The organism is Nocardioides sp. GY 10113 (assembly GCF_004919105.1).
GTDB lineage: Bacteria > Actinomycetota > Actinomycetes > Propionibacteriales > Nocardioidaceae > Nocardioides.
Genome location: NZ_STGK01000014.1, coordinates 32707 through 58067, shown reverse-complemented (window position 1 = coordinate 58067; position 25361 = coordinate 32707). Strand labels below are relative to the sequence as shown.

The 25361-nt window shown below is 73.2% G+C and carries 22 protein-coding genes; 11 read left to right on the top strand and 11 right to left on the bottom strand.

Annotated elements, in window-relative coordinates; genetic code table 11:
- Positions 1-118 precede the first annotated feature (118 nt).
- Positions 119-772 (top strand): response regulator transcription factor, encoded by a 654-nt coding sequence (locus tag E8D34_RS16210; RefSeq protein WP_136595697.1) that lies wholly within the window; start codon positions 119-121, stop codon positions 770-772.
- A gap of 34 nt (positions 773-806) precedes the next feature.
- Here the strand turns inward: E8D34_RS16210 and E8D34_RS16205 are convergent, their stop codons facing one another.
- Positions 807-1709 (bottom strand): universal stress protein, encoded by a 903-nt coding sequence (locus E8D34_RS16205; RefSeq protein WP_136595696.1) that lies wholly within the window; start codon positions 1707-1709, stop codon positions 807-809.
- A 180-nt stretch (positions 1710-1889) separates the two neighbouring features.
- Between E8D34_RS16205 and E8D34_RS20845 the strand changes: the two genes are divergently transcribed.
- Positions 1890-2330 (top strand): pyridoxamine 5'-phosphate oxidase family protein, encoded by a 441-nt coding sequence (locus E8D34_RS20845; protein WP_168929479.1) that lies wholly within the window; start codon positions 1890-1892, stop codon positions 2328-2330.
- 142 nt (positions 2331-2472) lie between these two features.
- Positions 2473-3963 carry a hypothetical protein gene (locus E8D34_RS16195; RefSeq protein ID WP_136595694.1) on the top strand — a complete coding sequence of 497 codons (1491 nt, stop codon included), beginning with the start codon at positions 2473-2475 and terminating at the stop codon, positions 3961-3963.
- A 9-nt stretch (positions 3964-3972) separates the two neighbouring features.
- Here the strand turns inward: E8D34_RS16195 and E8D34_RS16190 are convergent, their stop codons facing one another.
- Positions 3973-4539: a TetR/AcrR family transcriptional regulator gene (locus E8D34_RS16190; RefSeq protein ID WP_136595693.1), complete on the bottom strand. Its 567-nt coding sequence runs from the start codon at positions 4537-4539 to the stop codon at positions 3973-3975.
- A 60-nt stretch (positions 4540-4599) separates the two neighbouring features.
- On the opposite strand from E8D34_RS16190, the gene E8D34_RS16185 reads away from it, so the two are divergent.
- From E8D34_RS16185 to E8D34_RS16175, 3 genes are all read left to right on the top strand, one after another.
- Positions 4600-6282 carry an FAD-binding protein gene (locus E8D34_RS16185; RefSeq protein ID WP_136595692.1) on the top strand — a complete coding sequence of 561 codons (1683 nt, stop codon included), beginning with the start codon at positions 4600-4602 and terminating at the stop codon, positions 6280-6282.
- Positions 6283-6305: 23 nt separating this feature from the next.
- Positions 6306-7112, top strand: coding sequence for an SDR family oxidoreductase (locus E8D34_RS16180; RefSeq protein WP_136595691.1), 807 nt, complete (start codon positions 6306-6308; stop codon positions 7110-7112).
- Positions 7113-7203: 91 nt separating this feature from the next.
- Positions 7204-7893, top strand: coding sequence for a potassium channel family protein (locus E8D34_RS16175; RefSeq protein WP_168929478.1), 690 nt, complete (start codon positions 7204-7206; stop codon positions 7891-7893).
- A gap of 12 nt (positions 7894-7905) precedes the next feature.
- Here E8D34_RS16175 and E8D34_RS16170 read toward each other — a convergent pair whose 3' ends face one another.
- From E8D34_RS16170 to E8D34_RS16140, 7 genes are all read right to left on the bottom strand, one after another.
- Positions 7906-9072, bottom strand: a complete 1167-nt coding sequence (locus E8D34_RS16170) for an acyl-CoA dehydrogenase family protein (protein WP_136595689.1) — start codon at positions 9070-9072, stop codon at positions 7906-7908.
- A gap of 99 nt (positions 9073-9171) precedes the next feature.
- Complete coding sequence (aceF, locus tag E8D34_RS16165; protein ID WP_136595688.1) at positions 9172-10425, bottom strand: dihydrolipoyllysine-residue acetyltransferase; 1254 nt, start codon at positions 10423-10425, stop codon at positions 9172-9174.
- An 11-nt stretch (positions 10426-10436) separates the two neighbouring features.
- Entirely contained in the window at positions 10437-13097 is a 2661-nt protein-coding gene (gene aceE, locus E8D34_RS16160) for a pyruvate dehydrogenase (acetyl-transferring), homodimeric type (RefSeq protein ID WP_136595687.1), read from the bottom strand.
- Positions 13098-13180: 83 nt separating this feature from the next.
- Positions 13181-14074 carry a LysR family transcriptional regulator gene (locus E8D34_RS16155; RefSeq protein WP_136595686.1) on the bottom strand — a complete coding sequence of 298 codons (894 nt, stop codon included), beginning with the start codon at positions 14072-14074 and terminating at the stop codon, positions 13181-13183.
- A gap of 34 nt (positions 14075-14108) precedes the next feature.
- Positions 14109-14771, bottom strand: coding sequence for a hypothetical protein (locus E8D34_RS16150; protein ID WP_136595685.1), 663 nt, complete (start codon positions 14769-14771; stop codon positions 14109-14111).
- A 22-nt stretch (positions 14772-14793) separates the two neighbouring features.
- Positions 14794-15984, bottom strand: a complete 1191-nt coding sequence (locus E8D34_RS16145; RefSeq protein WP_136595684.1) for an acyl-CoA dehydrogenase family protein — start codon at positions 15982-15984, stop codon at positions 14794-14796.
- Positions 15981-17177 (bottom strand): CoA transferase, encoded by a 1197-nt coding sequence (locus tag E8D34_RS16140; protein ID WP_136595683.1) that lies wholly within the window; start codon positions 17175-17177, stop codon positions 15981-15983. The genes E8D34_RS16145 and E8D34_RS16140 overlap by 4 nt, the downstream gene beginning before the upstream one ends.
- A gap of 54 nt (positions 17178-17231) precedes the next feature.
- On the opposite strand from E8D34_RS16140, the gene E8D34_RS16135 reads away from it, so the two are divergent.
- Genes E8D34_RS16135 through rlmC form a run of 4 tightly spaced genes read left to right on the top strand, consistent with a single transcriptional unit; the run spans position 17232 to position 22747 of the window.
- Complete coding sequence (locus E8D34_RS16135; RefSeq protein WP_136595682.1) at positions 17232-17909, top strand: GntR family transcriptional regulator; 678 nt, start codon at positions 17232-17234, stop codon at positions 17907-17909.
- A 58-nt stretch (positions 17910-17967) separates the two neighbouring features.
- Positions 17968-20049 carry a thioredoxin domain-containing protein gene (locus E8D34_RS16130; RefSeq protein ID WP_136595681.1) on the top strand — a complete coding sequence of 694 codons (2082 nt, stop codon included), beginning with the start codon at positions 17968-17970 and terminating at the stop codon, positions 20047-20049.
- A gap of 9 nt (positions 20050-20058) precedes the next feature.
- Complete coding sequence (locus tag E8D34_RS16125) at positions 20059-21567, top strand: aldehyde dehydrogenase family protein (RefSeq protein ID WP_136595680.1); 1509 nt, start codon at positions 20059-20061, stop codon at positions 21565-21567.
- Positions 21568-21577: 10 nt separating this feature from the next.
- Positions 21578-22747 carry a 23S rRNA (uracil(747)-C(5))-methyltransferase RlmC gene (gene rlmC, locus E8D34_RS16120; RefSeq protein WP_136595679.1) on the top strand — a complete coding sequence of 390 codons (1170 nt, stop codon included), beginning with the start codon at positions 21578-21580 and terminating at the stop codon, positions 22745-22747.
- A gap of 6 nt (positions 22748-22753) precedes the next feature.
- On the opposite strand, the gene E8D34_RS16115 is transcribed toward rlmC, so the two are convergent.
- Positions 22754-23482, bottom strand: coding sequence for a hemolysin III family protein (locus E8D34_RS16115; protein ID WP_136595678.1), 729 nt, complete (start codon positions 23480-23482; stop codon positions 22754-22756).
- A 65-nt stretch (positions 23483-23547) separates the two neighbouring features.
- On the bottom strand, positions 23548-24414 hold the full coding sequence (locus E8D34_RS16110) for an AIM24 family protein (protein ID WP_136595677.1): 867 nt from the start codon (positions 24412-24414) through the stop codon (positions 23548-23550).
- A gap of 131 nt (positions 24415-24545) precedes the next feature.
- Here E8D34_RS16110 and E8D34_RS16105 point away from each other — a divergent pair, with 131 nt between their 5' ends.
- Positions 24546-25319, top strand: a complete 774-nt coding sequence (locus E8D34_RS16105; RefSeq protein ID WP_136595676.1) for an isoprenyl transferase — start codon at positions 24546-24548, stop codon at positions 25317-25319.
- The last annotated feature ends 42 nt before the right edge of the window (positions 25320-25361 follow it).

The following is a 25361-nucleotide window of genomic DNA, read 5'->3' as shown; positions in this document are numbered from 1 at the left end:
GCGTCGGCCTCGGTGACCCCGGTCCAGGTCGTGCTGGCGATGGTCACGCTGGTCCCGACGGTGCGCCTCCTGCGCCGGCTACCGGACGGAGCCGGCCCGAACGGTGTAGAAACGGGGCATGACGGAAGCGCCGATCCGCGTGTACCTGCTCGACGACCACGAGGTGGTCCGCCAGGGCATCCGCGCCCTGCTCTCGTCCGCCGGCGACATCGAGATCGTCGGCGAGTCGGGCTCCGCCGTGGAGGCCGCTGCGCGGATCCCGGCACTGCACCCGCACGTCGCGGTCCTCGATGCGCGCCTGCCGGACGGCAACGGGATCGAGGTGTGCCGGGCCATCCGCTCCGTCGACCCCACCATCAACGCGCTGATCCTCACCTCCTACCCGGACGACGAGGCGCTGTTCGGTGCGATCATGGCCGGCGCCGCGGGTTACGTGCTCAAGGAGGTCAAGGGCGGGGACCTGGTGAACGCGGTGCGCCACGTCGCGGCCGGCAAGTCCCTGATCGACCCCGAGCTGACCACGGCGGTGCTCGAGCGCGTGCGCAACGGCCCGGCGACGGCGCCCGAGCTGGCGTCGCTGACGGACCAGGAGATGCGGCTCCTCGGCTTCATCGCCGAGGGCCTCACCAACCGCCAGATCGGTGAGCGGATGTCGCTGGCGGAGAAGACCGTGAAGAACTACGTCTCCAGCATCCTGGCCAAGCTCGGACTGGAGCGGCGAACGCAGGCCGCGGTCCTGGCCGCCAAGTTGCTGGGCACCGAGGAGCACTGACCGGCCCGCCCCGAGCGAGGCGCCGGCGTCCGGCTCAGTCGGCGCCGCTCGGCACGATCGCGACCGTGCGGTGCGCGTGCTCGACGACGGACGCGGCCACCGAGCCGAGCAGGAACTCCGACGCGGCGCCGCCGTGGTGCGACCCGACGACCACCAGGTCCATCCCTTCGGCGCGGGCGATGATGGAGTCGGCGGCGAGTCCGCGCGCCAGCTCGTAGGTGACCTGCACGTCGGGGTACTTCTCGCCCATGCCGGCGACGATCTCGGCGAGCACGGCGCGCTGTTCCTCGATCTCGGTCCCCGTGCCCGAGACCAGGTGCGGCTCGACCAGGGTGGCCAGCACGTCGCCGAAGGCGTGCAGGACCGTCAGCGGCTCGCCCCGCTGGGCGGCCTGGCGGAACGCGAACTCCAGCGGTGCCCGCGACTGCTCGGTGGCGTCGACCCCGACCAGTACGCCGTGGCGCGGCTGGTGCGGCTCGGACGGGCGCAGGATGACCACCGGGCAGGCCGCGTGCCGTGTCACCGCGACGCCGACCGAGCCGAGCAGCAGGCTGCGCACCGGGCCCCGACCGCGCGAGCCGAGCACGATGCAGGCCGCCCGCTCGGAGGCCTCGATCAGCACGCTCCGGGCGTCGTCGACGCGGATCAGGCTGTGCACCTCCAGGTTCGGTGCCAGGTCGAGCGCGGCGTCCCGGGCGGCGGCGATCAGCTTCTCCGCGCCGGTCATCGCACCCTCCAGGGTGCCCCGGTCGCCGCGGGTGTCGTGTCCGTCCTCGTCCAACCACACCGCGCCGACCGGGTTGATCACGTGCACGAGGGTGAGCGAGCGTGCCTCGGCGGCCGCCTGCTCGGCGGCCCACGCGACGGCCAGCTCGGAGGACTCCGAGCCGTCGACGCCCACGGCGACGGTGCCGACGGGAATCTCGTTGGTGTGCATGGTCTCGTCCTCTCGGCTCGTCCCCCAGGTCGACGCGTCCCCCCACGCTCTCCCCTCACGATCGCTCGCGGACCGCGTCGACGGAAGTGCGGATCGCACCGGGCGCGGGGGACCAACGGCCCTGGGGCGGGACGTGCCGGTGGGGCACAGTGGTGGGGAGGCGAGGGAGGCCCCGCGGTGGTGGTCGATGCGTATGAGCTGGGAGAGGCGGAGTGCGAGCGCCTGCTCGCGTCCGGGGTGGCCGGACGGTTCGCGATCACCACGCCGGACGGGCCGTACGTGTTCCCGGTGAACTACGCCGTGGTCGACAAGGCGGTCGTGGTCCGAACCTCGCCCTACGGCCTGCTCGGGACGCACGCGCCCGGCGCCACGGTCGCGTTCGAGATCGACCAGTTCGACTACGACTACCAGCGCGGTTGGAGCGTGCTCGCCCGCGGGCGGGCCGAGGTGGTCCCGACCGGACCGGAGGAGGAGCAGGTCCGGGGCGCGCTCGCGCCGAGGCCCTGGGCCAGTGGCGCTCGGCCGCTGTTCCTGCGCGTGCGGTGGCAGGAGCTGACCGGACGGCGTCTGGGGGCCGGCTGGGATCCGCTGTCGGGTGCCCCGGTGCGACGGGCTCGCTGAGGGAGCGCTGAGGGAGCCCGGTCGGGGAGGGACGCGCTACCGTCGAGAGGGTCGCGTGACGTGCGCGGGAGCCCGTGTCGTCGGACGAGGAGGCGACATGGTGGAGGCGGCCCGGTCGTTGTCCGCGCGGGTGTGGCGGAGGGTGCGCGGAGCACCCGCCGGTGTCGTGGTCGCCCTGGTGATGCTGGCGACAGCGCTGCTGAGGGTGCCGATGCTCGACGCTCGGCTCGGCTCGGACGAGGGCGGCTTCCTGATGGTCGCCGGTCAGTGGGACCCCGGTCGTTCCCTCTACGGCGACTACTGGGTCGACCGCCCACCGCTGATCATCGGGATCTTCCAGATCGCTGACGCGCTGGGCGGCGGGGCCGTCGCGCTGCGCCTGCTCGGCCTGACCTGCGCGGTCGCCTCCGTGGGGCTCGCCGCGGTGCTGGGACGGCTGGTCGCGCCGGACCGCCGCTGGGCGCCGGTGGTCGCCGCCGCGACCGCCTCGGTCTTCCTGCTCAGCCCGCTCTTCGGTGCGTTCGAGGTGAACGGCGAGCTGCTGGCCTCGCCGTTCGTGCTGGGCGGGCTGGCGGCCGTGCTCCGCGCGGCGCGATCGGGCCGGACCGCGACGGCCCTCGCCTGGTGGACGGTCGCCGGCGCCGCCGGCGCCGCGGCCGCGTCCACGAAGCAGAGCATGCTCGACGTGGCGGCGGCCGCCGGCGTGGTGGTCCTGATCCACCTGGCCCGGCGCCGGTGGCGCGCGGCGGCCGTCGCGGTGGCCGGTTTCGGTGCCGGCGCCGCGGGCCTTCTCGCCCTGCTCCTGACCTGGGCACGGGCCGAGGGCACGTCGGTGCGCGGCCTGTACGGCGCCGTGGTCACCTTCCGCTTCGACGCCTCGGCCGTGATCTCGCAGTCGGCGTCCGCGGCGACCTCGCATCGGGCGCTCGCGATCACCGCCTCCTTCCTGGCCAGCGGCGCGGTCCTGCTGCTCCTGGTCGCCGCGTTCCCTTCGCTGCGGCTCGCGCGGCCGCGCCGCTGGTTCGAGGCCGCCCGGGCCGACCCCGTGGCCAGCGGCGTGACGGCGGCCGTCGTCGGGTGGGAGCTGGCGGCCGTCGTGGCGGGCGGCAGCTACTGGCACCACTACCTGCTGGGAACGGTGCCGGGGGTCGTCCTGGCCACCGCCCTGGCGCTCCAGCACCGTCCGCGCCGGACGCGGTGGGTCGCCGCGGTGCTGGCCTATTCGGCCCTGGTCACTGCGGTCACCCTGACCATCGTGGTGCCGTCGGCGAGCAGCGCGACCAGCGAGACCCAGGTCGCCCGCTACCTGGCGACCCACTCGGGGCCGGGCGACACCGGGGTGGTGGCGTTCGGCGCGCCGGTGATCCTCCGCGAGGCGGGCCTCGCCAGTCCGTACCCGAACCTGTGGAGCCTTCCGGCGCGGGTCCGCGACCCCGACCTGCGCCACTTCGCGCGCGTGCTGCGGAGCCGTGAGCGGCCCACCTGGGTGGTGGTCGCCGGCGCCAGCCTCGGCACCTGGGGGATCGACGCCCGGCGCGCCGAGCCGGCCCTGGCGCGGCGCTACACGCTGGTCCACGTGATCGGCGACTGGCACGTCTACCGGGAGAACGCGCCGGATCGCGGAGTCAGGTGAGCGGCGGAGTCAGGTGAGCGGCGGCAGCAGCCCGCCGGTGGAGAGTGCCCGCGCGACCCTCTCGCGCAGCCCCGCCGGGTCGGGCGAGCAGACCACGACGCCGTAGACCATCTGCTGGGCGAGCATCACGTCGTCGACCGTCAGCGCCGGGTCGACCAGGCCGGCGGCGACGGCGCGCTCGAGCGGGGGACCGATCAGTGCCCGCATCCGCTCGGCGCCGTCGTACTCGGTCTCGGTGCGCCGCGCGTCGAGGACCATCTCCACGAAGGCGACGTTCTCGATGGTCCGGTCGACCACCAGCCGCCAGAGCCGACCGAACGCACTCGGCTCGGGGTCCTCGGCGAGTGCCTCGTAGGCGGCCCAGTGCTCGTCGAACACGGCGAACGCGAGCTGCAGGCGGGTCGGGAAGTGGCGGTACAGCACGCCCTGCCCGACCCCGGCGGCCTTGGCCACCGCGGAGAGCGGCGCGTGGTAGCCGCGCTCGGCGAAGACGGTGCGGGCTGCGGCCAGGATCGCGCGCCGGTTCTCGGCAGCGGCTGCCGGACCACGATTGATCGTCGCCTCGGAGTGGGGCACACTCGCAGTGTAACCGGACACGATTGTCCGGATTGCCCGGCGATCTGGGTGGGAGGCGTCATGGAGCACGACACGACCTGCGACGCGCAGTACGACGTCGTCGTGGTGGGCTCCGGTGCGGCCGGGTTCGCCACCGCGCTGGGCGCGGTCGACGAGGGCCTGTCGGTGCTGATCCTGGAGAGCACCGACCACTGGGGCGGCAACAGCGCCATGTCCGGCGGCGGCATGTGGCTGCCGGCCAACCCGCTGATGCGCCGTGACGGCGTGCTGGACTCGCGCCAGGAGGCGCTGGCCTACCTGGAGCGATGCGTCGGCGACGCCGGACGCGCCACCAGCCGCGAGCGCAAGGAGGCCTTCGTCGACGGGGTGGCCGACTTCGTCGACACCGCCGAGCGCTACGGCATGGAACTCGTCCGCGCCCCCGACTACGCCGACTACTACCCCGAGCTCCCGGGCGGGAAGATCGGTCGGGCGGTGGAGCACAAGCCGTTCAACATCCGTCGGATCGGTGGGTGGTGGAGCACCTGCCAGGCCCCGGCGGCGCTGCCCGCCACGACCGACGACGTGTGGCTGCTGGGACGCGCCTGGTCGACGCCGAGCGGCTTCGTGCGCGGTGCGAGGCTGGTCGGCCGCACGCTCGGCGCGCTGGCGCGCGGGCAGGTGCCCGCCGGCATCGGCGCCGGGCTGATGGCGTCGTTCCTCGACGTCGTGGTGCAGCAGCGGGGCGCCGAGCTGTGGCTCTCCTCGCCGATGGAGGACCTGGTCGTGCGCGAGGGCCGGGTGGTGGGCGTACGGGTGCGGCGCGAGGGCCGCTCGCTGGTCGTCGGCGCGCGTCGCGGGGTGATGCTGGCCGGCGGCGGCTTCGACGCGAACCGGGCGCTGCGGCGCGAGCACCACGGCATCGACGGCTCACCCTCGGGTGCGCCCGGGAACCTCGGCCGCCCGATCGAGATCGCCGCCGCGCACGGCGCCGCGCTGGAGCTGATGGACGACGCGTGGTGGGGCGTCTCGACGGCGCCGACCGAGGTCTCCGCGCCCGGGTTCCTCGTCGGGGAGCGATCCTTCCCGTTCAGCATCATCGTCGACGGGCGAGGCGACCGGTTCGCCAACGAGTCGGAGTCCTACGTCGACCTCGGGCACCACATGCTCGAGCACGACAAGGACGGCGCGTACTGGATGATCACCGACCGTCGCCACGCGCTGCGCTACCTGCGCTCGTACGCGTTGGACCCGCGCGCCGCCAAGGCGCTGCGGGCCGAGGGGAAGATGGTCAAGGCCGACACGCTCGAGGAGCTGGCCGGCCTGATCGGGGTGGACCCCGGGCGGCTGAGCGCCACCGTGGAGCGGTTCAACGGCTTCGCGCGGGCCGGCGTCGACGGCGACTTCGGTCGCGGCAACTCCGCCTACGACCGCTACTACAGCGACCCGCTCGTCCGCCCCAACCCCAACCTCGGCCCGCTCGAGAAGCGCCCGTTCACCGCGGTACGGCTGGTGATCGGCGACCTCGGCACCAAGGGCGGGGTGCTGACCGACGGCCGGGGCCGCGCGCTGCGCGAGGACGGCACCGTGATCGACGGGCTCTACGCAGCCGGCAACAACTCGGCCTCGGTGATGGGCCGCACCTACCCCGGACCCGGTTCGACGATCGGCCCCGCCGTCGTCTTCGGGCTCCGGGCCGCGCGCACGATGGCGCGCAGCACGCGCAGCGAGCAGCTGCTCCCGAGCAGCCCGAGCACGGCCTGACCAGGGCCTGAGAAGAGGAGCACATGAACATCAACGACCGCGTCTTCGTCGTCACCGGCGGGGGCAACGGCATCGGCCGTGAGGTCGTGCTCGCCCTGCTGGCCAAGGGGGCGCTCGTCGCCGCCGTGGACATCAGCGAGGCGGGCCTGCAGGGGACGGCCGACCTGGCCGGCGCCGGCCAGCGGCTGAGCACGCACGCGCTCAGCATCACCGACCGCGAGGCCGTGCTGGCGCTGCCCGAGCAGGTCGCCGCGGTGCACGGCCGCGTCGACGGCCTGATCAACGTCGCCGGCGTCATCCACGACTTCAAGCCCGTCGCCGAGCTCTCCTTCGAGGACATCGAGCGCGTGATGGCGGTGAACTTCTGGGGCACCGTGAACACCACGAAGGCCTTCCTGCCCGCGCTGGAGGACCGCCCCGAGGCGGCGCTGGTCAACGTCGCCAGCATGGGCGGCCTGGTGCCGTTCCCCGGGCAGAGCGCGTACGGCGCCAGCAAGGCCGCCGTGAAGCTGTTCACCGAGGGCCTGATCGCCGAGCACCAGGGGGTGGGTCTGAAGGTGACCATCGTGTTCCCGGGAGGCATCGACACCGGCATCGCCGAGAACTCCGGCGTGGAGATGCCGGAGATGGACGTGGACGAGGAGAAGGCCAAGGCCAGCCTGACCAGCGCCCCGGACGCCGCCGCGCAGATCGTGGGCGCCGTGGAGTCGGGCAGCCCGCGGATCACGATCGGCAAGGACGCCCGGATGGTCGACGCCCTGGGTCGGCTGATGCCGGCGCGCGCGATCAGCCTGATCGCGAAGAAGATGGCGTCGTTGGTCTCCTCCTGACCCGGGCCGACGGCCGCGCGGCCCTAGGGTGGAGCCGCTGCCGGCCGCCCGCGGGTCGCGGCAGCTCGTCCGCTCGCCCGAGGAGAGAGCCGTGTCCATCGCCGTCACCCCGCCCGAGAACCGCTACCTCGACCGGTTCGGTGCGGTGCTGCTCGTGGTCCTGGCGACCGTCTGCGCCCAGGCGCTGATCGACGTCCGCGACGAGCCCGTGTGGGCGCTCTTCTCGTGGTCGGTCAGCGGCCTGGCGCTGGTGCTCGCGGTCCGCGCAGGCGGGGTCCGCAAGCGGTGGCGGCGCGCCGCCGACGTGGTCGTGGTCGTCTCGCTGGCCAGCAACGCGCTCCTGGTCGGGGCCGCCGAGGCCTTCCCCGCCGTCCGGTCCTCGGAGAGCATCGGTCTCCTCTGGCTGGTCACGGCCGCGTTGGTCCCGGTCGCGGTCGCGCGCCGGGTGCTGCGGCACCGTCACGTCACCGTGGCGACGGTCCTGGGAGCCGTCGCGGCGTACGTGCAGATCGCTGTCGCCTACTCCCTGATCCTCCAAGCGCTCGACACCGTCACCTCCGGCCACCTGTTCGGGGAGGAGGTGTCGACCACGGTCTACACCTACGCGAGCCTGGAGACCATCACGACGCTCGGGTACGGCGACTACACCGCGACCACCGACCTGGGCCGGCTCATCCTCGTCTCCGAGGCGCTGGTCGGCCAGGTCTACCTGGTGGTGTTCGTGGCGCTGATCGTCTCCCGCTTCCCGGTTCCCTCCGCCGACGACGAGGCCGCGGACTAGGTCGGGGCCGGGTCAGCGGTGGTGCAGGGCGCCGTCGCCGCCCTTGTCCAGCGAGCGGCCGATCACCAGGCGCTGGATCTGGTTGGTGCCCTCGAAGATCTGCATCACCTTCGCCTCGCGCATGAACCGCTCGACCGGGAAGTCCTTGGTGTAGCCGGCGCCGCCGAGCACCTGGACGGCGTCGGTGGTCACCTTCATCGCGTTGTCGGTGGCGACCAGCTTGGCGACCGAGGCCTCGCGGCCGTAGGGGAGCCCGGCGTCCTTGAGCCGGGCGGCGTGCAGGGTGGCGGCGCGGGCGCTCTGGATCGCGGCCTCCATGTCGGCCAGCAGGAACGAGAGCCCCTGGTGGTCGATGATCCGGGAGCCGAACGTCTCCCGGTGCCGGGCGTAGGCCACCGCGTGGTCGAGCGCGCCCTGGGCCAGGCCGGTCGCGACCGCCGCGATCCCGAGGCGGCCGGCGTCGAGGCCGGCCAGCGCGATCCGCAGGCCCTCGCCCTCGGCGCCGAGCCGGCGCTCGACCGGCACCCGGACGCCGTCGAACCGCATGGTGGCGGTCGCCGACGCGGTCAGCCCCATCTTGTGCTCCGGCGGGTCCGCGGTCAGTCCGTCCGCGTCCCCGGGGACCAGGAAGCAGGAGATGTCGCCCCGGCCGTCGCCGGTGCGGGCCATGACCTTGTAGTAGTCCGCCCGGCCGCCGTGGGTGGTCCACGCCTTGGCGCCGGTGATCACGTACTCGTCGCCGGCGCGCCGCGCGCGGGTGGTCATCGCGGCCGGGTCGGAGCCGGCGTGCGGCTCGGAGAGGCAGTAGGCGCCGAGCAGGTCGCCGGCGAGCATCTCCGGCAGCCAGCGTTTGCGCTGCTCCTCGGTGCCCGCGGTGGCCAGCCCGAAGCAGCTGAGCGCGTGCACCGAGACGCCGACGCCGACGCTGGCCCAGACCGCGCCGATCTCCTCCAGGACCTGCAGGTAGACCTCGTAGGGCAGCCCGCCGCCGCCGTACTGCTCGGGGTAGGGGAGGCCCAGCACGCCGGCCCGTCCGAGCAGCCGGAAGGTCTCGCGGGGGAACTGCTCGTCGCGCTCCGCGTCGGCGACCAGCGGCGCGAGCTCCTTGGTGGCGAGGTCACGGACGAGCCCGACCAGGTCGGCGGCCTCCTCGGAGGGCAGCAGGCGGGTGGCGGGCATCGAGTTCTCCAGTTCAGCGGGGGGCGTCTCGACGATACCCGCGCCGGTGAGGGCACCGGGGCCCGGCACCGGAGGGCTCCGGCACGGGCTCCGGCTCGGTCAGAGGACGATGCGTCGCACGTCCTCGGCCAGGTGCGCGAGGTGGGCGGTGAAGCGCGCGGCCAGTGCCCCGTCGACGACCCGGTGGTCGTAGGAGAGGCACAGCGGCAGCATCAGCCGCGGCACGAAGGCCTCGCCGTCCCAGACCGGCGCCATCTTCGACCGCACCACGCCGAGGATCGCGACCTCGGGGGCGTTGACGATCGGCGTGAAGTGGGTGCCGCCGATGCCGCCGAGGCTGCTGATCGTGAACGTCGCGCCCTGCATGTCCGCCGCGGCCAGCCTGCCGTCCCGGGCCTTCGCCGAGAGGTCGGCCAGGTCGCGGCTGATCTCTCGGATGCCCTTGCGGTCGGCGTCGTGGACGACCGGGACCACGAGACCGTCCGGGGTGTCGACGGCGACGCCGATGTGGACGTAGTCCTTGAGCACGAGCGAGTCGCCCGAGAGCGAGCTGTTCAGCTCGGGGTACTCCCGCAGCGCGGCGGCCGCCGCCTTGATCAGGAAGCTGAGCAGCGTGATCCGGTAGCCCTCCGCCTTCGCCGCCTCGTCGAGCTCGCGACGGTAGGCGTCGAGGTCGGTGATGTCGGCCTCGTCGGCGTGGGTCACGTGCGGGACGTTGAGCCAGGAGCGGTGCAGGTGCGGTCCCGACAGTCGCTTGATCCGCGACAGCGGAACGGTCCGGACGGGCCCGAACTTCGAGAAGTCGACCTCCGGGACCGGCGGGATGCCGGCGCCACCGGACGGGCCGCCGCCGGTCGCAGCCCCGGCGGCGGCGCGCTCGTAGTGGCCGAGCAGGTCCTGCTTGGTGACCCGGCCCTTCGGGCCGCTGCCGGAGACCGCGGCGAGGTCCACCTCGAGCTCGCGCGCCAGGCGGCGTACCAGCGGGGTGGCCCGCAGACCCTTCTCGGCGTCCGCGTCCGTCGGCGCGGGCGCGGCGGGAGCGGACGGGGCCGGTGCGGGCGCGGCGGGGGCCTCGGTCGGGGCCTCGGTCGGGGCCTCGGTGGGGGCCTCGGCGTCCGCGGTCTCGGCCACCGCGATCACGGTGCCCTGGCTGACGGTGTCGCCCACCTGGACCGCCAGGGACACGATGGTGCCGGCCACGGGGGAGGGGATCTCCATGGTGGCCTTGTCGGTCTCCAGGGTGACCAGCGGTGCCTCGGCCTCGACGACGTCGCCGGGGGAGACGATCAGCTCGATGACGGGCACGTCGCTGAAGTCGCCGATGTCGGGAACGCGGATCTCGATGGTGCTCACAGTTGCTGTCCTCACGCCTGGGCCGGGTCGAGCCGGTCGGGGTCGATGCCGTACTTCTCGATCGCCTCCGCGACGGTCGCGGTGGTGACCACGCCCGCGTCGGCGAGGCGGCGCAGGGCCGTGACCGCGATGAAGTGGCGGTCGACCTCGAAGTGGCGGCGCAGGTTGCGCCGGTAGTCGGAGCGGCCGAAGCCGTCGGTGCCCAGCGCGGTGTAGCTGCCGGGGACGAACGCGCGGATCTGGTCGGCGTAGGACTTCATGTAGTCGGTCGCCGCGACCACCGGCCCGGCCGTGTCGCCCAGGCACTGCTCGACGTACGACGTCCGGGGCTCCTCCAGCGGGTGCAGCGTGTTCCACCGCTCGGTGGCCAGCCCGTCGCGGCGCAGCTCGGTGAAGCTCGGCGCGCTCCACACGTCCGCCTTGACCTTGAAGTCGCTCGCCAGCAGGTCGGCGGCGGCCAGCACCTCGCGCAGGATGGTGCCCGAGCCGAGCAGCGTCACCTTGGCGGCGCCGCGCCCCTTGCCCGGCCGCAGCAGGTACATCCCCTTGAGGATCCCCTCCTCGGCGCCCTCGGGCATCGCCGGGTGCTCGTAGTTCTCGTTCATCAGGGTCAGGTAGTAGAAGACGTCCTCCTGCTCGGCGTACATCCGCCGGAGTCCGTCGGCGACGATCACCGCGAGCTCGTAGGAGTACGTCGGGTCGTAGGCGACGCAGTTGGGGATCATCGCCGCCTGCAGGTGGCTGTGCCCGTCCTCGTGCTGCAGCCCCTCGCCGTTGAGCGTGGTCCGGCCGGCGGTGCCGCCCAGCAGGAAGCCGCGGGCCCGCATGTCGCCGGCGGCCCAGGCGAGGTCGCCGATCCGCTGGAACCCGAACATCGAGTAGTAGATGTAGAACGGGATCATCGGGGTGTCGCTGCTCGAGTACGACGTCGCTGCGGCGATCCACGACGACATCGCGCCCGCCTCGTTGATGCCCTCCTGGAGGATCTGGCCGCTGGCGTCCTCCTTGTAGAAGAGCAGCTGCTCGGCGTCCTCGGGCGTGTAGAGCTGACCGCTCTGGGAGTAGATCCCGACCTGGCGGAAGAGGCCCTCCATGCCGAAGGTGCGCGCCTCGTCGGGGACGATCGGCACGACCCGCCTGCCGATCTCCTTGTCGCGCAGCAGCTTGGTGAGGATCTGCACGAACGCCATGGTCGTGGAGACCTCGCGGCCGTTCGAGCCGGCCAGCTGGGCCGCGAACGTGTCGGCGCCCGGGACGACCAGCGGGGCGGACCGCTCGCGGCGGGCGGGCAGGTAGCCGTTCAGCTCCCGGCGCCGCGCGTGCAGGTAGGCGTGCTCGGGGGTGCCCTCGGCGAAGGAGACGTAGGGGTAGTCCATCAGCCGGTCGTCGCCGACCGGGACCGCGAACTTGTCGCGGAAGGCGCGCAGCGCGGGCTCGGCGACCTTCTTGGCCTGGTGGCTGATGTTCTGCGCCTCGCCGGCGGCGCCGAGGCCGTAGCCCTTGATCGTCTTGGCCAGCACGACGCTCGGTGCGCCGGTGTGGCTGGCCGCCGCGGCGTAGGCGGCGTACACCTTCTGCGGGTCGTGGCCGCCGCGGGTGAGCCGCCAGATCTCGTCGTCGCTCCAGTCGGCCACCATCGCCGCCAGCTCGGGGTCGACGCCGAAGAAGTGCTCGCGGACGTAGGCGCCGTTCTTCGACTTGTAGGTCTGGTACTCGCCGTCGACGGCCTCCATCATCCGGCGCTTGAGCGCACCGGTGGTGTCGCGGGCCAGCAGGTCGTCCCAGCCGGAGCCCCAGACCACCTTGACGACGTTCCAGCCGGCGCCGCGGAAGACGCCCTCGAGCTCCTGGATGATCTTGCCGTTGCCGCGGACCGGGCCGTCGAGTCGCTGCAGGTTGCAGTTGACGACGAAGACCAGGTTGTCGAGGCGCTCGCGGGCCGCCATCGCGATCGCGCCGAGCGACTCGGGCTCGTCGGTCTCGCCGTCGCCGAGGAACGCCCAGACCTTGCGGCCGGCGGTGTCGGCGAGGCCGCGGGCGTGCAGGTACTTGAGGAACCGGGCCTGGTAGATCGCCATCAGCGGGCCGAGGCCCATCGAGACGGTCGGGAACTGCCAGAAGTCGGGCATCAGCCACGGGTGCGGGTACGACGACAGGCCGGTGCCGCCGGTCTCCTGGCGGAAGCTGTCGAGCTGGGCCTCCGTGAGCCGACCCTCGAGGAAGGCGCGGGCGTAGATGCCGGGGGAGATGTGTCCCTGCAGGTAGAGCAGGTCGCCGCCGTGCCGGCCGGAGGGGCCCTCGCCCGCTCCGTGCCAGAAGTGGTTGAAGCCGACGTCGTACAGCGTGGCCGCGGACTGGAAGCTGGCGATGTGGCCGCCGAGCTCGGTCGACTCCTTGTTGGCGCGCAGCACCATCGCCAGCGCGTTCCACCGGATGGCGGCGCGGATGCGGCGCTCGATCTCGGCGTCGCCGGGGTGGGCGGGCTCCTCGTCGACCGGAACCGTGTTGACGTACGGCGTCGTCGCCACGAACGGGACCCGTGAGCCGAGGCGCTGCGCCTCGTCGAGGACCTGCTCGAGCAGGTAGCGGGTGCGGGCCTCGCCCTCGAACTCGAGGACGGCAGCGAGGGCGTCGCGCCATTCCTGCGTCTCGGCAGGATCGATGTCGGTCATCCGTGTCCTTGCGGTCGGTGATGGGCGTCACCCATCCTGCGGCCATCGAATGCCATGCGTCCAATGCCTACGTAAAAGCGCAATCATGCATACGGCGCATGGATCGTCTCGCTGGCGTGGAGCGCGTGCGTCCGGAAGGCCTCCGACGCCGGGGGAAGGATCCGATCCCGGACCCATGCCAGCCCGATCTCGCGCGCCGCGCGGACGTCGGTCACCTCCAGGTGCGGTGCCGCGGCGCCTCCGCCCCGGGGCTCGGGCAGCAGCGCGACGCCCAGGCCGGCCGAGACCAGGCCGCGCAGCGTCTCCACCTCCTCGCCCTCGAAGCTGATCCGGGGCGCGAACCCGGCCTGGGCGCAGAGCTCCTCGGTGACGGCGCGGAGACTGAAGCCCGGGCGCAGTGCGATGAACTGCTCCTCGGCCACGTCGGCCAGCCGGGCGGTGCGTCGGCCCGCGAGGCGGTGGTCCGGCGGGACCACCAGGCGCAGCGGCTCCAGGAAGAGCCGCTGGCCGTCGATCGCGGGCAGGGCGGGCCGGTCGCCGGTGATCGCGAGGTCCACCACCCCGCCGAGCAGGTCGTCGACGAGGCCGGCGTCGCCGTGCTGGCGCAGGTCGAAACGGACGTGCGGCCGGGTGGCGCGGAAGCCGCGGATCAGCTCCGGGACCAGCCAGGTGCCCAGGGTGTGCAGGAACGCGACCGGGACGAAGCCCGCGTCGGGGGAGGTGATGTCCTCGACCGATCGCACGCCGCGGTCGTAGGCCTCGACCGTGTCGCGGGCGTGCCGGACCAGCTCCCGACCCGCCGGGGTGAGCACGAGGCCGCGCCCGACCCGCTGGAACAGCGCGGCGCCCAGCTCGCGCTCGAGCCGGGCGAGGGCGCGGGAGAGCGAGGGCTGCGTCCGGTGCGAGAGCTCGGCGGCCTCGGTCACCGTGGTGCCGCCCGCCACCTCCAGGAATGCGCGGATCGTCTCGATCTCCATGGCCCCATGTTGTCAGCGCATGGGTCCTCCTGGGTCAGCGGTCCAGCAGCTCCGCCGCGATCGCCTCGCGCACCTCGGCCAGCCGCGCGCCGACGCCGGCCGCGCGGCCGGTGAGGTCGGCCGCCGCCGCGTCGCGCTCGGCGTCGCTCAGGTGCACCAGGTCGAGCACGTCGCGCGGGTCCCAGTCGTCGTACGCGATGCACTGGAAGCGGGCGCCCTCGCGGGTGCGTCGCTGGGAGATGCCGACCACCTTGCGGGCGCCGATCACCACCTCGCCCGGGCCGAGCGCGGCGAAGCAGACCAGGCGTCCCCACGGGGTCTGCTCCAGCCCGCCGCGGTAGAGGTCGGTCTCCAGGCCGACCCGGCGCAGCGCGCGCTGCCACGCCTCTCCGAGCCAGTACGTCGCCTCGCGGACGTCGTCGCTCCAGCGCGGGTCGTGCTTCGGGAGCACCACGTCGAGCCACACGCAGCGGTCGGGGTCGACGTACACGGCGCCGCCGCCGCTGCGCCGGCGCACGACCTCGACGCCGGCGGCGGCGGTCGCCGCGGCGTCCGCCGTGGCCTCCTGCTGCGCGCTGCCCAGGACCAGTCCGCGATGGTCGGGCTCGAAGAGCCAGGCCTCCGGCTCGGCCAGGTCCGCTGGGATCGGTCGGGCGTGGAAGTCGGCCATCGACCCGGTCAACCGCAGCAGTCGCACGTCCGGATTCTGCCCGACGCCCTCAGCGGAACGCCGAGAGTCCGGTCATCGCCTGGCCGATCGTGAGCGCGTGCATCTCCGAGGTGCCCTCGTAGGTCAGCACCGACTCGAGGTTGGCCATGTGCCGGATCACGGGGTACTCGAGCGAGATGCCGTTGGCGCCGAGGATGGTGCGCGCGGTGCGGCACACGTCGATGGCTTCCCGGACGTTGTTCAGCTTGCCCAGGCTGACGTGCGCGGGCAGCAGCCCCGTGTCGTCCTTCATCCGGCCCAGGTGCAGGGCCAGCAGCGTTCCCTTGACGACCTCGAGGGTCATGTCGGCGATCTTCTGCTGGGTCAGCTGGAAGCCGGCGATCGGCCTGCCGAACTGGGTGCGCTGGCCGGCGTACTCCACGGCGGCCAGCAACGCCGATCGGGCGGCGCCGATGGAGCCCCAGACGATGCCGTAGCGGGCTTCGCCCAGGCAGGTCAGCGGCCCCTTGAGGCCATGTGCGCCGGGAAGGACGGCGTCGGCGGGCAGGCGCACCCCGTCCAGGACGAGCTCGCTGGTGACCGAGGCCCGCAGCGACATCTTGTGCTTGATCAGTGGCGCGTCGAAGCCGGGGGTGTCGGTGGGCACGACGAAGCCGCGGATGCCGTCGTCGGTCTGGGCCCACACGACCGCGACGTCGGCGACCGATCCGTTGGTGATCCACATCTTCCGCGCGTCGAGGATCCAGTCGCTGCCGTCTCGACGGGCGCGGCTGCGCATCGAGGCGGGGTCGGAGCCGGCGTCGGGCTCGGTGAGGCCGAAGCAGCCGATCGCGCGGCCGGCCGCCATCTCGGGGAGCCAGCGCTGCTTCTGCTCCTCCGAACCCCAGTGGTGGATCGCGAACATCGCCAGCGACCCCTGGACCGAGACGAGCGAGCGCAGCCCGGAGTCGGTGGCCTCGAGCTCGAGGCAGGCCAGCCCGTACTCGGTGGCGCTCATGCCGGGGCAGCCGTACCCGTCCAGGTGCATGCCGAGCACGCCCAGGGAGCCCAGCTCGACCGCGAGGTCGCGGATGCCGGGGATCGTGCCGTCCTCGAACCAGGTGCCGACGTACGGCGCGACCCGCTCGTCGCAGAAGCGCCGTACGGCCTCGCGGACGTCGCGCTCGTCCTGGGTCAGGAGGGCGTCGATCCCGGCCGGGTCGGCGGGGTTGAAGGTCGGCGCGGTGGTGGTGCTGGTCATGATTCCTCTTCGGGTCGTGCGGTCGTGGTGGACAGCCAGTCACGAAGCTCGTGGTCGTGCTGGCCGAGGCTGGGCGGGGGAGTGGGCGAGCGCGGGGCGAAGCCCGAGTAGGTGACGGGGTGGGCGACCTGGTCGGCATGCCCGCACGGCATCGGGTGACGCACGTCGAGCCCCAGCTCCTCGGCGAGCGCGAACGCCTGGTCGATGCCGTGCACCCGGCCCGCCGGAACCCCGGCCGAGGTGAGGCGGGCCTGCCACGACGCGGCGTCGTCGGCGGACAGCCGCGCCTCCAGCGCCCGGACCAGGTCCTCCCGGTGCGTCACGCGATCGCGGTTGGTGGCGAACCTGGGGTCGGTGCCCAGGGCCGGGTCGCCCAGTACCGCGGCGAGGGCGCGGAACTGCCCGTCGTTGCCGCAGGCGAGGGCGAGCTGGCCGTCGCGGCAGCGCAGCGTCTCGTACGGCGCGATCGAGGGGTGCTGGTTGCCCATCCGTCCGGGCGCGGTGCCGGTCGCGAGGTAGCTGCTCGACTGGTTGACGAGTCCGCTGAGGAGGCTGGAGAGGAGGTTGACCTCGACGCGCTGGAAGTCGCCGGACCTGTCCCGGGCGCGGAGGGCCGCCAGGATGCCGATCGTCGCGTCCTTGCCGGTCAGCACGTCGACGATCGCGACCCCGACCTTCATCGGGTCGCCGGTCGGGTCGCCGGTGATGCTCATCAGCCCACCCAGCGCCTGGACGACGAAGTCGTAGCCCGGGATCGCGGCGCCACCCCGGCTGCCGAACCCGGTGACCGAGCAGTGCACGAGGCGCGGGTTCAGCGTCCGGGTCTGCTCCGGAGCCAGGCCGAACCTGGTCAGCTTCGTGTCGAGGAAGTTCTCGATCAGGACGTCGGCCCGGCGGACCAGCTCGTGCGCGAGCGCGAGGTCGGTCGCGTCGGTCAGGTCGAGCCGGATGCTCCGCTTGGACCGGTTCACGGCGGCGAAGTACGACGAGCCGTGCGGCGTCCACGGCGGTCCCCAGGAGCGTGTGTCGTCCCCGCGGGACGGGTGCTCGACCTTGATCACCGTCGCGCCGAGGTCGGCCAACGTCATGGTCGCCATCGGCGCCGCGAGCACGCGGCTGAAGTCGGCGACCACGACGCCGTGCAGAGGAAGAGCGGGGTCGTCGCCGTCGGACGGAAGGGGGAAGGCGGCCACCGCAGGAGAATCTTATAATTTATAAAATCTGTCAACGGCGCTAGGATGCCGCGCATGACGTCCGCTGCCGGGGGAAACGGGCGACCCACCGCCCAGCAGGTCGCCCTGGACCACCTCCGCCGTCGGATCAGCGATGGCACGCTGGCGCCCGACGAGCGCATCCGGCAGGAGCGGATCGCCGAGGAGATCGCCGCGAGCGTCGTCCCCGTGCGCGAGGCGCTGAAGACGCTGGAGGCGGAGGGGCAGGTGCGGTACGTGCCGCACCGGGGCTACCAGGTTCGTCGGTTGGGGCTGGCCGAGCTGCTCGAGACCTACCACCTGCGTCAGCTGCTCGAGGACGATGCGATCCGACAGGCGTGCCCGCACTTCGACGACGGCCTGTTCGAGGCGCTCGAGGCGGAGATGGCCACGATGGAGACGGCCGCGCGGGAGGTCGACCTCGTCGCGATGGCCGAGGCCAACCGCCGGTTCCACTTCCTCCTCTACGAACGCTCCGGCATGCCGAGGATGACGGACTTCATCCGCCAGCTCTGGCAGTCGACCGATGCCTACCGTGCCCGCTACTACGCCGAGCCGGGTCACCGCGACCGGGTCAACGAGGAGCACCGGCAGATCGTGGCGGCGCTGCGGGCGGGCGCTGTCGAGGAGGCCATCGCCCTCCTCCGCCGCCACCGGGACGCCGCGGTCGACAGCCTGCGGAGGGTCGTCGAGCCCGAGGAGAGCGCCTCCTGAGGGTCGCGCGACCTCCGTCGGGCCGGTGTTCCCCGGCCGGCCGGCTAGCGTGGGCTGCGTGCCGAACCGACTCGCGTCCGCCACCAGCCCCTACCTGCTCCAGCACGCCGACAACCCCGTCGACTGGTGGGAGTGGGGCCCCGAGGCGTTCGAGGAGGCCCGGCGCCGCAACGTGCCGGTCATCGTGAGCGTGGGGTACGCCGCCTGCCACTGGTGCCACGTGATGGCCCACGAGTCGTTCGAGGACGAGGCGACGGCCGCGCTGATGAACGAGCGGTTCGTGAACATCAAGGTCGACCGCGAGGAGCGCCCGGACGTGGACGCGGTCTACATGCAGGCCACCACCGCGCTGACCGGCAACGGCGGCTGGCCGATGACGGTCGTGGTCGACCATGACGGCGCCCCGTTCTTCGCCGGCACCTACTTCCCGGACCAGCCGCGGCACGGGCAGCCCGCGTTCACGCAGGTGCTGACGGCGCTCGCCCAGGCCTGGAGCGACCGCGGGGAGGACGTGCGGACCACCGCCGGCCGGGTGGCCGAGCACCTCGCGAAGCAGGTCGAGCTGCCGTCGTACCCGTTGGACGCGGAGCGGTTGACCGCCGCGGTGGCGCGGCTGGCCGGCGACTTCGACCCGATGGCCGGCGGCTTCGGGGACGCGCCGAAGTTCCCGCCGACGATGGTGCTGGAGTTCCTGCGCCGCGTGGCCGACGCCGGCGTGCTGCCCGCCGAGCAGGAGCAGCGGGCGCGGCACATGCTGGCCCGCACCACCGCGGCGATGGCCGGGGGTGGGATCTACGACCAGCTCGGCGGCGGCTTCGCCCGGTACGCCGTGGACCGCGGCTGGGTCGTTCCGCACTTCGAGAAGATGCTCTACGACAACGCGCAGCTGATCGGCCTCTGCGCCCGGCTGGGGACCGAGCAGGGCACCCGGGTCGCCACCGAGACGGCCGACTTCCTGCTCCGCGAGCTGCGCACCGCCGAGGGCGGCTTCGCCTCTTCCCTGGACGCCGACAGCCTGGTCGAGCCCGGCGGGGAGAGCAAGGAGGGCGCGTTCTACGCCTGGACCCCGGCGCAGCTCGTCGACGCGCTCGGTGAGGAGCGCGGCCGGTGGGCGGCCGAGCTGTTCGCGGTCACCGAGGCGGGCACCTTCGATGCGTCAGCAGGCGGGGAGCGAAGCGACCGACGCCAGGAGGGGACGTCGACGCTCCAGCTGCGCCACGCCCCGACCGATCCGCGGGACGTCCGGCGCCTGGCCGAGGTCCGCGCCCGGCTGCTCGACGCCCGGGGGCAGCGGCCGCGCCCGGCACGCGACGACAAGGTGGTCGCCGCCTGGAACGGGCTGGCGATCAGCGGGCTGTGCGACCTCGGCCGCCGCACCGGCCGCCCCGAGTACGTCGCCGCCGCCCGCGCCGCCGCCGAGCTGCTGGAGCGGGTCCACCTGGTCCCTGCCGCGGTCGAGGGGGTCGAGGGCGTGCGGTTGCTCCGGGTCTCCCGGGAGGGCGTCGCCGGCCCGCACGCCGGAGTGCTGGAGGACTACGGCTGCGTCGCCTCGGGCTTCCTGGCGCTGGCGCAGGCGACGGCTGACCCGCGCTGGCTGCGCCATGCCACCGACCTGATCGATGCGGCGGTGGCCGGGTTCGCCGCGCCCGACGGCGGGTTCCACGACACCCATGCCGACGCCGAGGCGCTGATCGCCCGGCCGCGCGACCCCGGCGACAACGCCTCGCCCAGCGGCTTCTCCAGCCTCGTGCACGCGCTGCTCGAGGCGCACGCGCTGACCGGGGAGGGCCGCTACCGCGACGTCGCCGAGGCGGCGCTGGCCACCGCAGCGGTGCTGGTGGACAAGGCGCCCCGGTTCGCCGGCTGGACGCTGGCCGCCGCGACGGCCGCGCTCGACGGGCCGCTGGAGGTCGCCGTGGTCGGCCCGCCCGGCGACGCCCGCGACGCCCTGGAGTCCCGTGCCCTCGCCCTGCCCGGCGCGGTGGTGGTCGCCGCGGCCGGCCCGGTGCCCGGGATCGCCCTCCTGCAGGGCCGGCAGCCGGTGGACGGGCACCCGGCGGCATACGTGTGCCGGGGGCAGGTCTGCGAGCGTCCGGTCACCGACCCCGACTTGGTCGCGGTCGTGCGTACTGCACAGTAGATTCGGGGCATGACCACCACTGAGGCCGTCACCGCCGACGCCACCGAGGCGCCCACCACGTTCGACTCGCTGAACCCGGCGACGGGGGAGGTCGTCGGCACCCACCCGATCCACGACGCCGCAGCCGTGCAGGCGGCCGTCGAGGAGGCGCGCCGGCAGGCCGACTGGTGGCAGGGCCTCGGCTTCGACGGCCGCAAGAAGCAGCTCGGCGCCTGGCGCGCGCTGGTGACCCGCCGGATGGACGAGCTGGCCGCGGTGATGTCGGCCGAGACCGGCAAGCCGAAGGGCGACGCGCTGCTGGAGATCTCGCTGGCCATCGACCACCTGGCCTGGGCGGCCGCGCACGCGCCGAAGGTGCTCGGCCGGCAGAAGGTCTCGCCCGGCCTGCTGATGGCCAACCAGGCCGCGAGCGTCGCCTACCGGCCGCTGGGTGTCGTCGGCGTGATCGGCCCCTGGAACTACCCGGTGTTCACCCCGATGGGCTCCATCGCCTACGCGCTGGCCGCGGGCAACGCCGTCGTCTTCAAGCCCAGCGAGTACACGCCGGGCGTCGGCGTCTGGCTCGCCGAGACCTTCGAGGAGGCCGTCGGCCGCCCGGTGCTCCAGGTGGTCACCGGCTTCGGTGCGACCGGTGGCGCACTGTGCGCCTCCGGCGTGGACAAGCTGGCCTTCACCGGCTCGGCGCCGACCGGCAAGAAGGTCATGGCCGCCTGCGCCGAGACGCTCACCCCGGTGATCATCGAGGCGGGCGGCAAGGACGCGCTGCTGGTGGCCGAGGACGCCAGCATCGCCGACGCCGCCGAGGCGGCGCTGTGGGGCGCCTGCGGCAACGCCGGCCAGACCTGCGTCGGCGTGGAGCGGGTCTACGTCCACGAGCGGGTCTACGACGACTTCGTCGCCGAGCTCGTCGAGCAGGCCAAGCAGGTCAAGGCGGGCCCCGGTGAGCAGGTCGGCCCGATCACCATGCCGAAGCAGATGGACACCATCAAGCGGCACATCGACGACGCCCTGGCGCGCGGCGGCCGCGCCCTGGTCGGCGGCGCCGACGCCGTCGGCGAGCGGTTCGTGCAGCCCACCGTCCTGGTCGACGTGCCGGAGGACTCGGCGGCGATCAAGGAGGAGACCTTCGGGCCGACGGTGACCGTCACCAAGGTGGCCGACATGGACGAGGCGGTCCGGCTGGCCAACGACACCGCCTACGGCCTCGGCTCCACCGTCTTCTCCGCCAAGCAGGGCATGGAGATCGCCGAGCGGCTGCGGGCCGGCATGACCGCCATCAACGGCGTGATCTCCTTCGCCGGCATCCCGACCCTGCCGTTCGGCGGGATCGGCGAGTCCGGCTTCGGCCGGATCCACGGCCCGGACGGGCTCAAGGAGTTCACCTACGCCCACGCCATCGCCCGGCAGCGGATGAAGCCGGTGCTGGCGCTGACCACGTTCAAGCGCACGGCACGGGCCGAGAAGCAGCTGACCAGGATCGTCGGCGCGCTGTACGGCCGCGGCGGCAAGAAGGACTGAGCTGACCGCGATGCTCCACGCGGTCCTCGACTGCGCGCACTACACCGCCGGCGAGTGCCGGTCCTGCACGTGGCTGCCGACGCCGTACGACGAGCAGCTGGTCGCCAAGGACGCCGCGGCCCGTGAGGCCGTGGCGTCCGGTGCGTCCGCGGCGCCGGGGGAGGGTGGGACCCGGTGGCTCGCGCCGCACGCGAGCGCCCCGGCCGGGTTCCGCAACAAGGCGAAGATGGTGGTCGCCGGCACCACGGAGGCTCCGACGCTGGGGATCCTCGACCCGCGCGGCGGCGGCGTCGACCTGCGCGACTGTGCGCTGCACACCCCGGGCCTGGCGGCCGCGCTGCCGACGCTCGCGCAGTTCGTCACCCGGGCCGGCCTGGCGCCGTACGACGTCGCGGCCCGCCGTGGGGAGCTCAAGCACGTGCTGGTCACCGAGTCGCCCGACGGCGAGCTGATGGTGCGCTGGGTGCTGCGCTCGACCGAGGCCGAGGCGCGGATCCGCAAGCACCTGGCGTGGTTGCTCGAGGCGCTGCCGGCGGTCCGCGTGGTCACGCTCAACGTCCAGCCGGCGCACGCCGCGGTGCTGGAGGGGGAGCGGGAGATCGTGCTCACGCCCGAGCGCACGCTGCCGATGCGGCTGCCGGACGTGACGCTGCACCTGGGCCCGCGCAGCTTCTTCCAGACCAACACCCCGGTCGCGACCGCCCTCTACGCCCGCGGTCGGGAGTGGGTCGCCGACGTGGCGCCGGCCAGCGTGTGGGACCTGTACTGCGGCGTCGGTGGCTTCGCGCTGCACCTGGCCGCACCCGGGCGACGGGTGACCGGGGTCGAGATCAGCGCCGAGGCGATCGCCAGCGCCGAGCAGAGCCGCGCCGAGATGTCGGCGCCCGGGACGGTGGAGTTCCTGGCCGGCGACGCGACGGCGTACGCCGCCGGCAGCGATCCGGCCGCGCGCCCCGACCTGGTCGTGGTCAACCCGCCGCGGCGCGGGCTGGGCGGCGAGCTGGCCGGGTGGCTGGAGCGCTCCGGGGTGCGGCACGTGCTCTACTCCAGCTGCAACCCGGTGACGCTGGGACGCGACCTGTCCACCATGGCCTCCTACCGGCCGGTGCGGGGGCAGGTCTTCGACATGTTCCCGCAGACCGCGCACGCCGAGGCCCTGGTCCTCCTGGAGCGTGCGTAGCGCGCGTCAGCGCAGCGCGTACGTCGCCATCGAGACGCCGACGTAGTGCGTCACGAAGGCCAGCACGGTGAGGCCGTGGAAGACCTCGTGGAAGCCGAAGACCCGCGGCCACGGGTTGGGGCGCTTGAAGCCGTAGACCAGGCCGCCGAAGGTGTAGAGGGCGCCGCCGACGCAGATCAGCACGAAGATCGCGATGCCGATCCCGACGCCGAGCTGGGTGGCGCCGTCGAAGAACGCCGGGATGAAGAAGATCGCCGCCCAGCCGAGCGCGATGTAGATCGGCACCGAGAGCCAGCGCGGCGCGGTCGGCCAGAACACCTTGAACGCCACCCCGAGCAGTGCGCCGCTCCACACCACGGAGAGCATCACCACCCGTGCCGTCCCGTCCAGCAGGATCAGCGCGAACGGCGTGTAGGAGCCGGCGATGAACAGGAAGATGTTGGAGTGGTCCAACCGCTTCAGCACGCCGAGGACGCGCGGGGACCAGGTGCCGCGGTGGTAGGTGGCCGACACCCCGAACAGCAGCAGCGCCGAGCCGATGTAGAGCACCGACCCGATCCGCGTCGCGGCGGTCGGGGAGAGCGCGATCAGCACGATCCCCGCCGCCAGCACCAGCGGCGTGCTCGCCAGGTGCAGCCAGCCGCGCAACCGGGGCTTGACCTCCGCGATCGTCTCGCCGATCGACTCGAGGCCGGCCCGGACGCTGTCTCCTGCGTTGTGGATGGCCTGGCTCATGTCGCTCAGACTACTGACGGTCGGTAACAGGGTCGTAAAACGCGGGAGATCGGTGCGGTCGGGGGTCAGTGGCTGTGCTGCGCGACGCCGCCCTCGGAGGGCTGCACGATCACGAATCCCTGGCCGGCGAACGAGACCTGGAACGCCTCGCCCGACCCCCGGCCGATCATCGATCCGGCGGTGAAGGTGGAGCGCAGCGTCGTCTGCAGGTGCAGCGACCACGCCACCAGCGCGTTCGCGTCGGCGAAGGTCGGCGCCTCCCCGGCGTCGAGGACGACCGGCGCGCCGTCGGTGGTGATCGCCACCCACCCGGTGCCGCGCAGCGTGGTGTTGAACAACCCGCCGGCCGCGATGCTGCCGCCCCGGACCCGCTCCACGTTCCAGTCCAGCCCGGCGGAGAAGGCGAGCACCCGGTTGCCGTTGACGGACAGTCCGCTGTTGTCGAGGTGGAGGAGGTGCACCTGCAGGCCGCGGTCCGCCAGGAAGACGTCGCCCTGGCCCTCGACCCGCATCAGCGGCAGGCCCTCGCCGGTGAACGCCTTCTTGAGGAACTTGCTCGCCCCGCTGCCCTGGTAGGCGAAGTTGACGTTCCCCTGGTAGGCCACCATCGAGCCCTGCCGGGCCAGGAACGGCTCGGTGATCCGCACCCGCAGCAGGCGGGTGTTCTGGCGCTGCGGGCCGGGACCGCTGATCTCGCGGTACCGACCGTCGATCAGCTCGCCGCTGATGCCGCCCGTGCCCGTGCCCTTGCTTGCGGCCGACTGCTCGTCAGCCGGTCCGGGCGGAGCAACGGGGGCCTCTCCCTCGGGCGGGACGTCCAGCGGGGAGACCGACATCTCGCCGTCGTCGGCGACGTGATCGGTCCACGCCGACCCGTCCCAGTAGCGGAGGTCGTGTCGTCCGGAGGGATCGGGGTGCCAGGCAGCGGTCATGCGTCGTCCTCTTCTCGTGATCCGAGTCGTCGCGACGTCCTCGCGTCGGTCCACCGTCCAGTGTGCCCGCCGCCACGGCGCCGCGATCCAGAACTGGTCGCGGCGGTCCCCGCGTGTCCTACGATCGGCATGTGGCGGACTGGAAGCGGGGAGCACGCCGGGTGCTCTACCCGGTCTACGAGGCGCGGATGCTGCGCCGGATGCCGGACAACCTCCCGCAGCACATCGGCGTCATGCTCGACGGCAACCGGCGGTGGGCCAAGGCGGTCGGCCGCGACACCGCGCACGGTCACCGCGCCGGTGCTGCGAACATCGAGCCCCTGCTGACCTGGTGCGACGAGGTCGGGATCGAGGTGGTCACCCTGTGGCTGCTCTCCACCGACAACCTCAACCGCCCGCAGGCCGAGCTCGACCCGCTGCTGGAGATCATCGGCGACGCCGTGGATTCGCTCGCCGACCAGCGGCGCTGGCGGCTGCATCCGGTCGGAGCCCTCGACCTGCTGCCGGCGACCACCGCGGAGCGGCTCAAGGCCGCGGCGGACCGCACCGCGGACGTGGACGGCATGCTGGTCAACGTCGCGGTGGGGTACGGCGGGCGGCGGGAGATCGCCGACGCGGTCCGGTCGCTGCTGACCGAGGCGGCCGAGAGCGGCACGTCGCTGGAGGAGCTCGCGGAGAGCATCGACGTCGAGATGATCTCCGACCACCTCTACACGAAGGGGCAGCCCGACCCGGACCTCGTGATCCGCACCTCCGGGGAGCAGCGGCTGGGCGGGTTCCTGCTCTGGCAGAGCGCGAAGTCGGAGTTCTACTTCTGCGAGGCCTACTGGCCCGACTTCCGACGCGTCGACTTCCTGCGGGCGATCCGGGCCTACGCCCAGCGGCACCGCCGTTTCGGCACCTGACCGGTCACGGCGGCGCTCCGAGGGCGTGCGAGCCACCCGGGA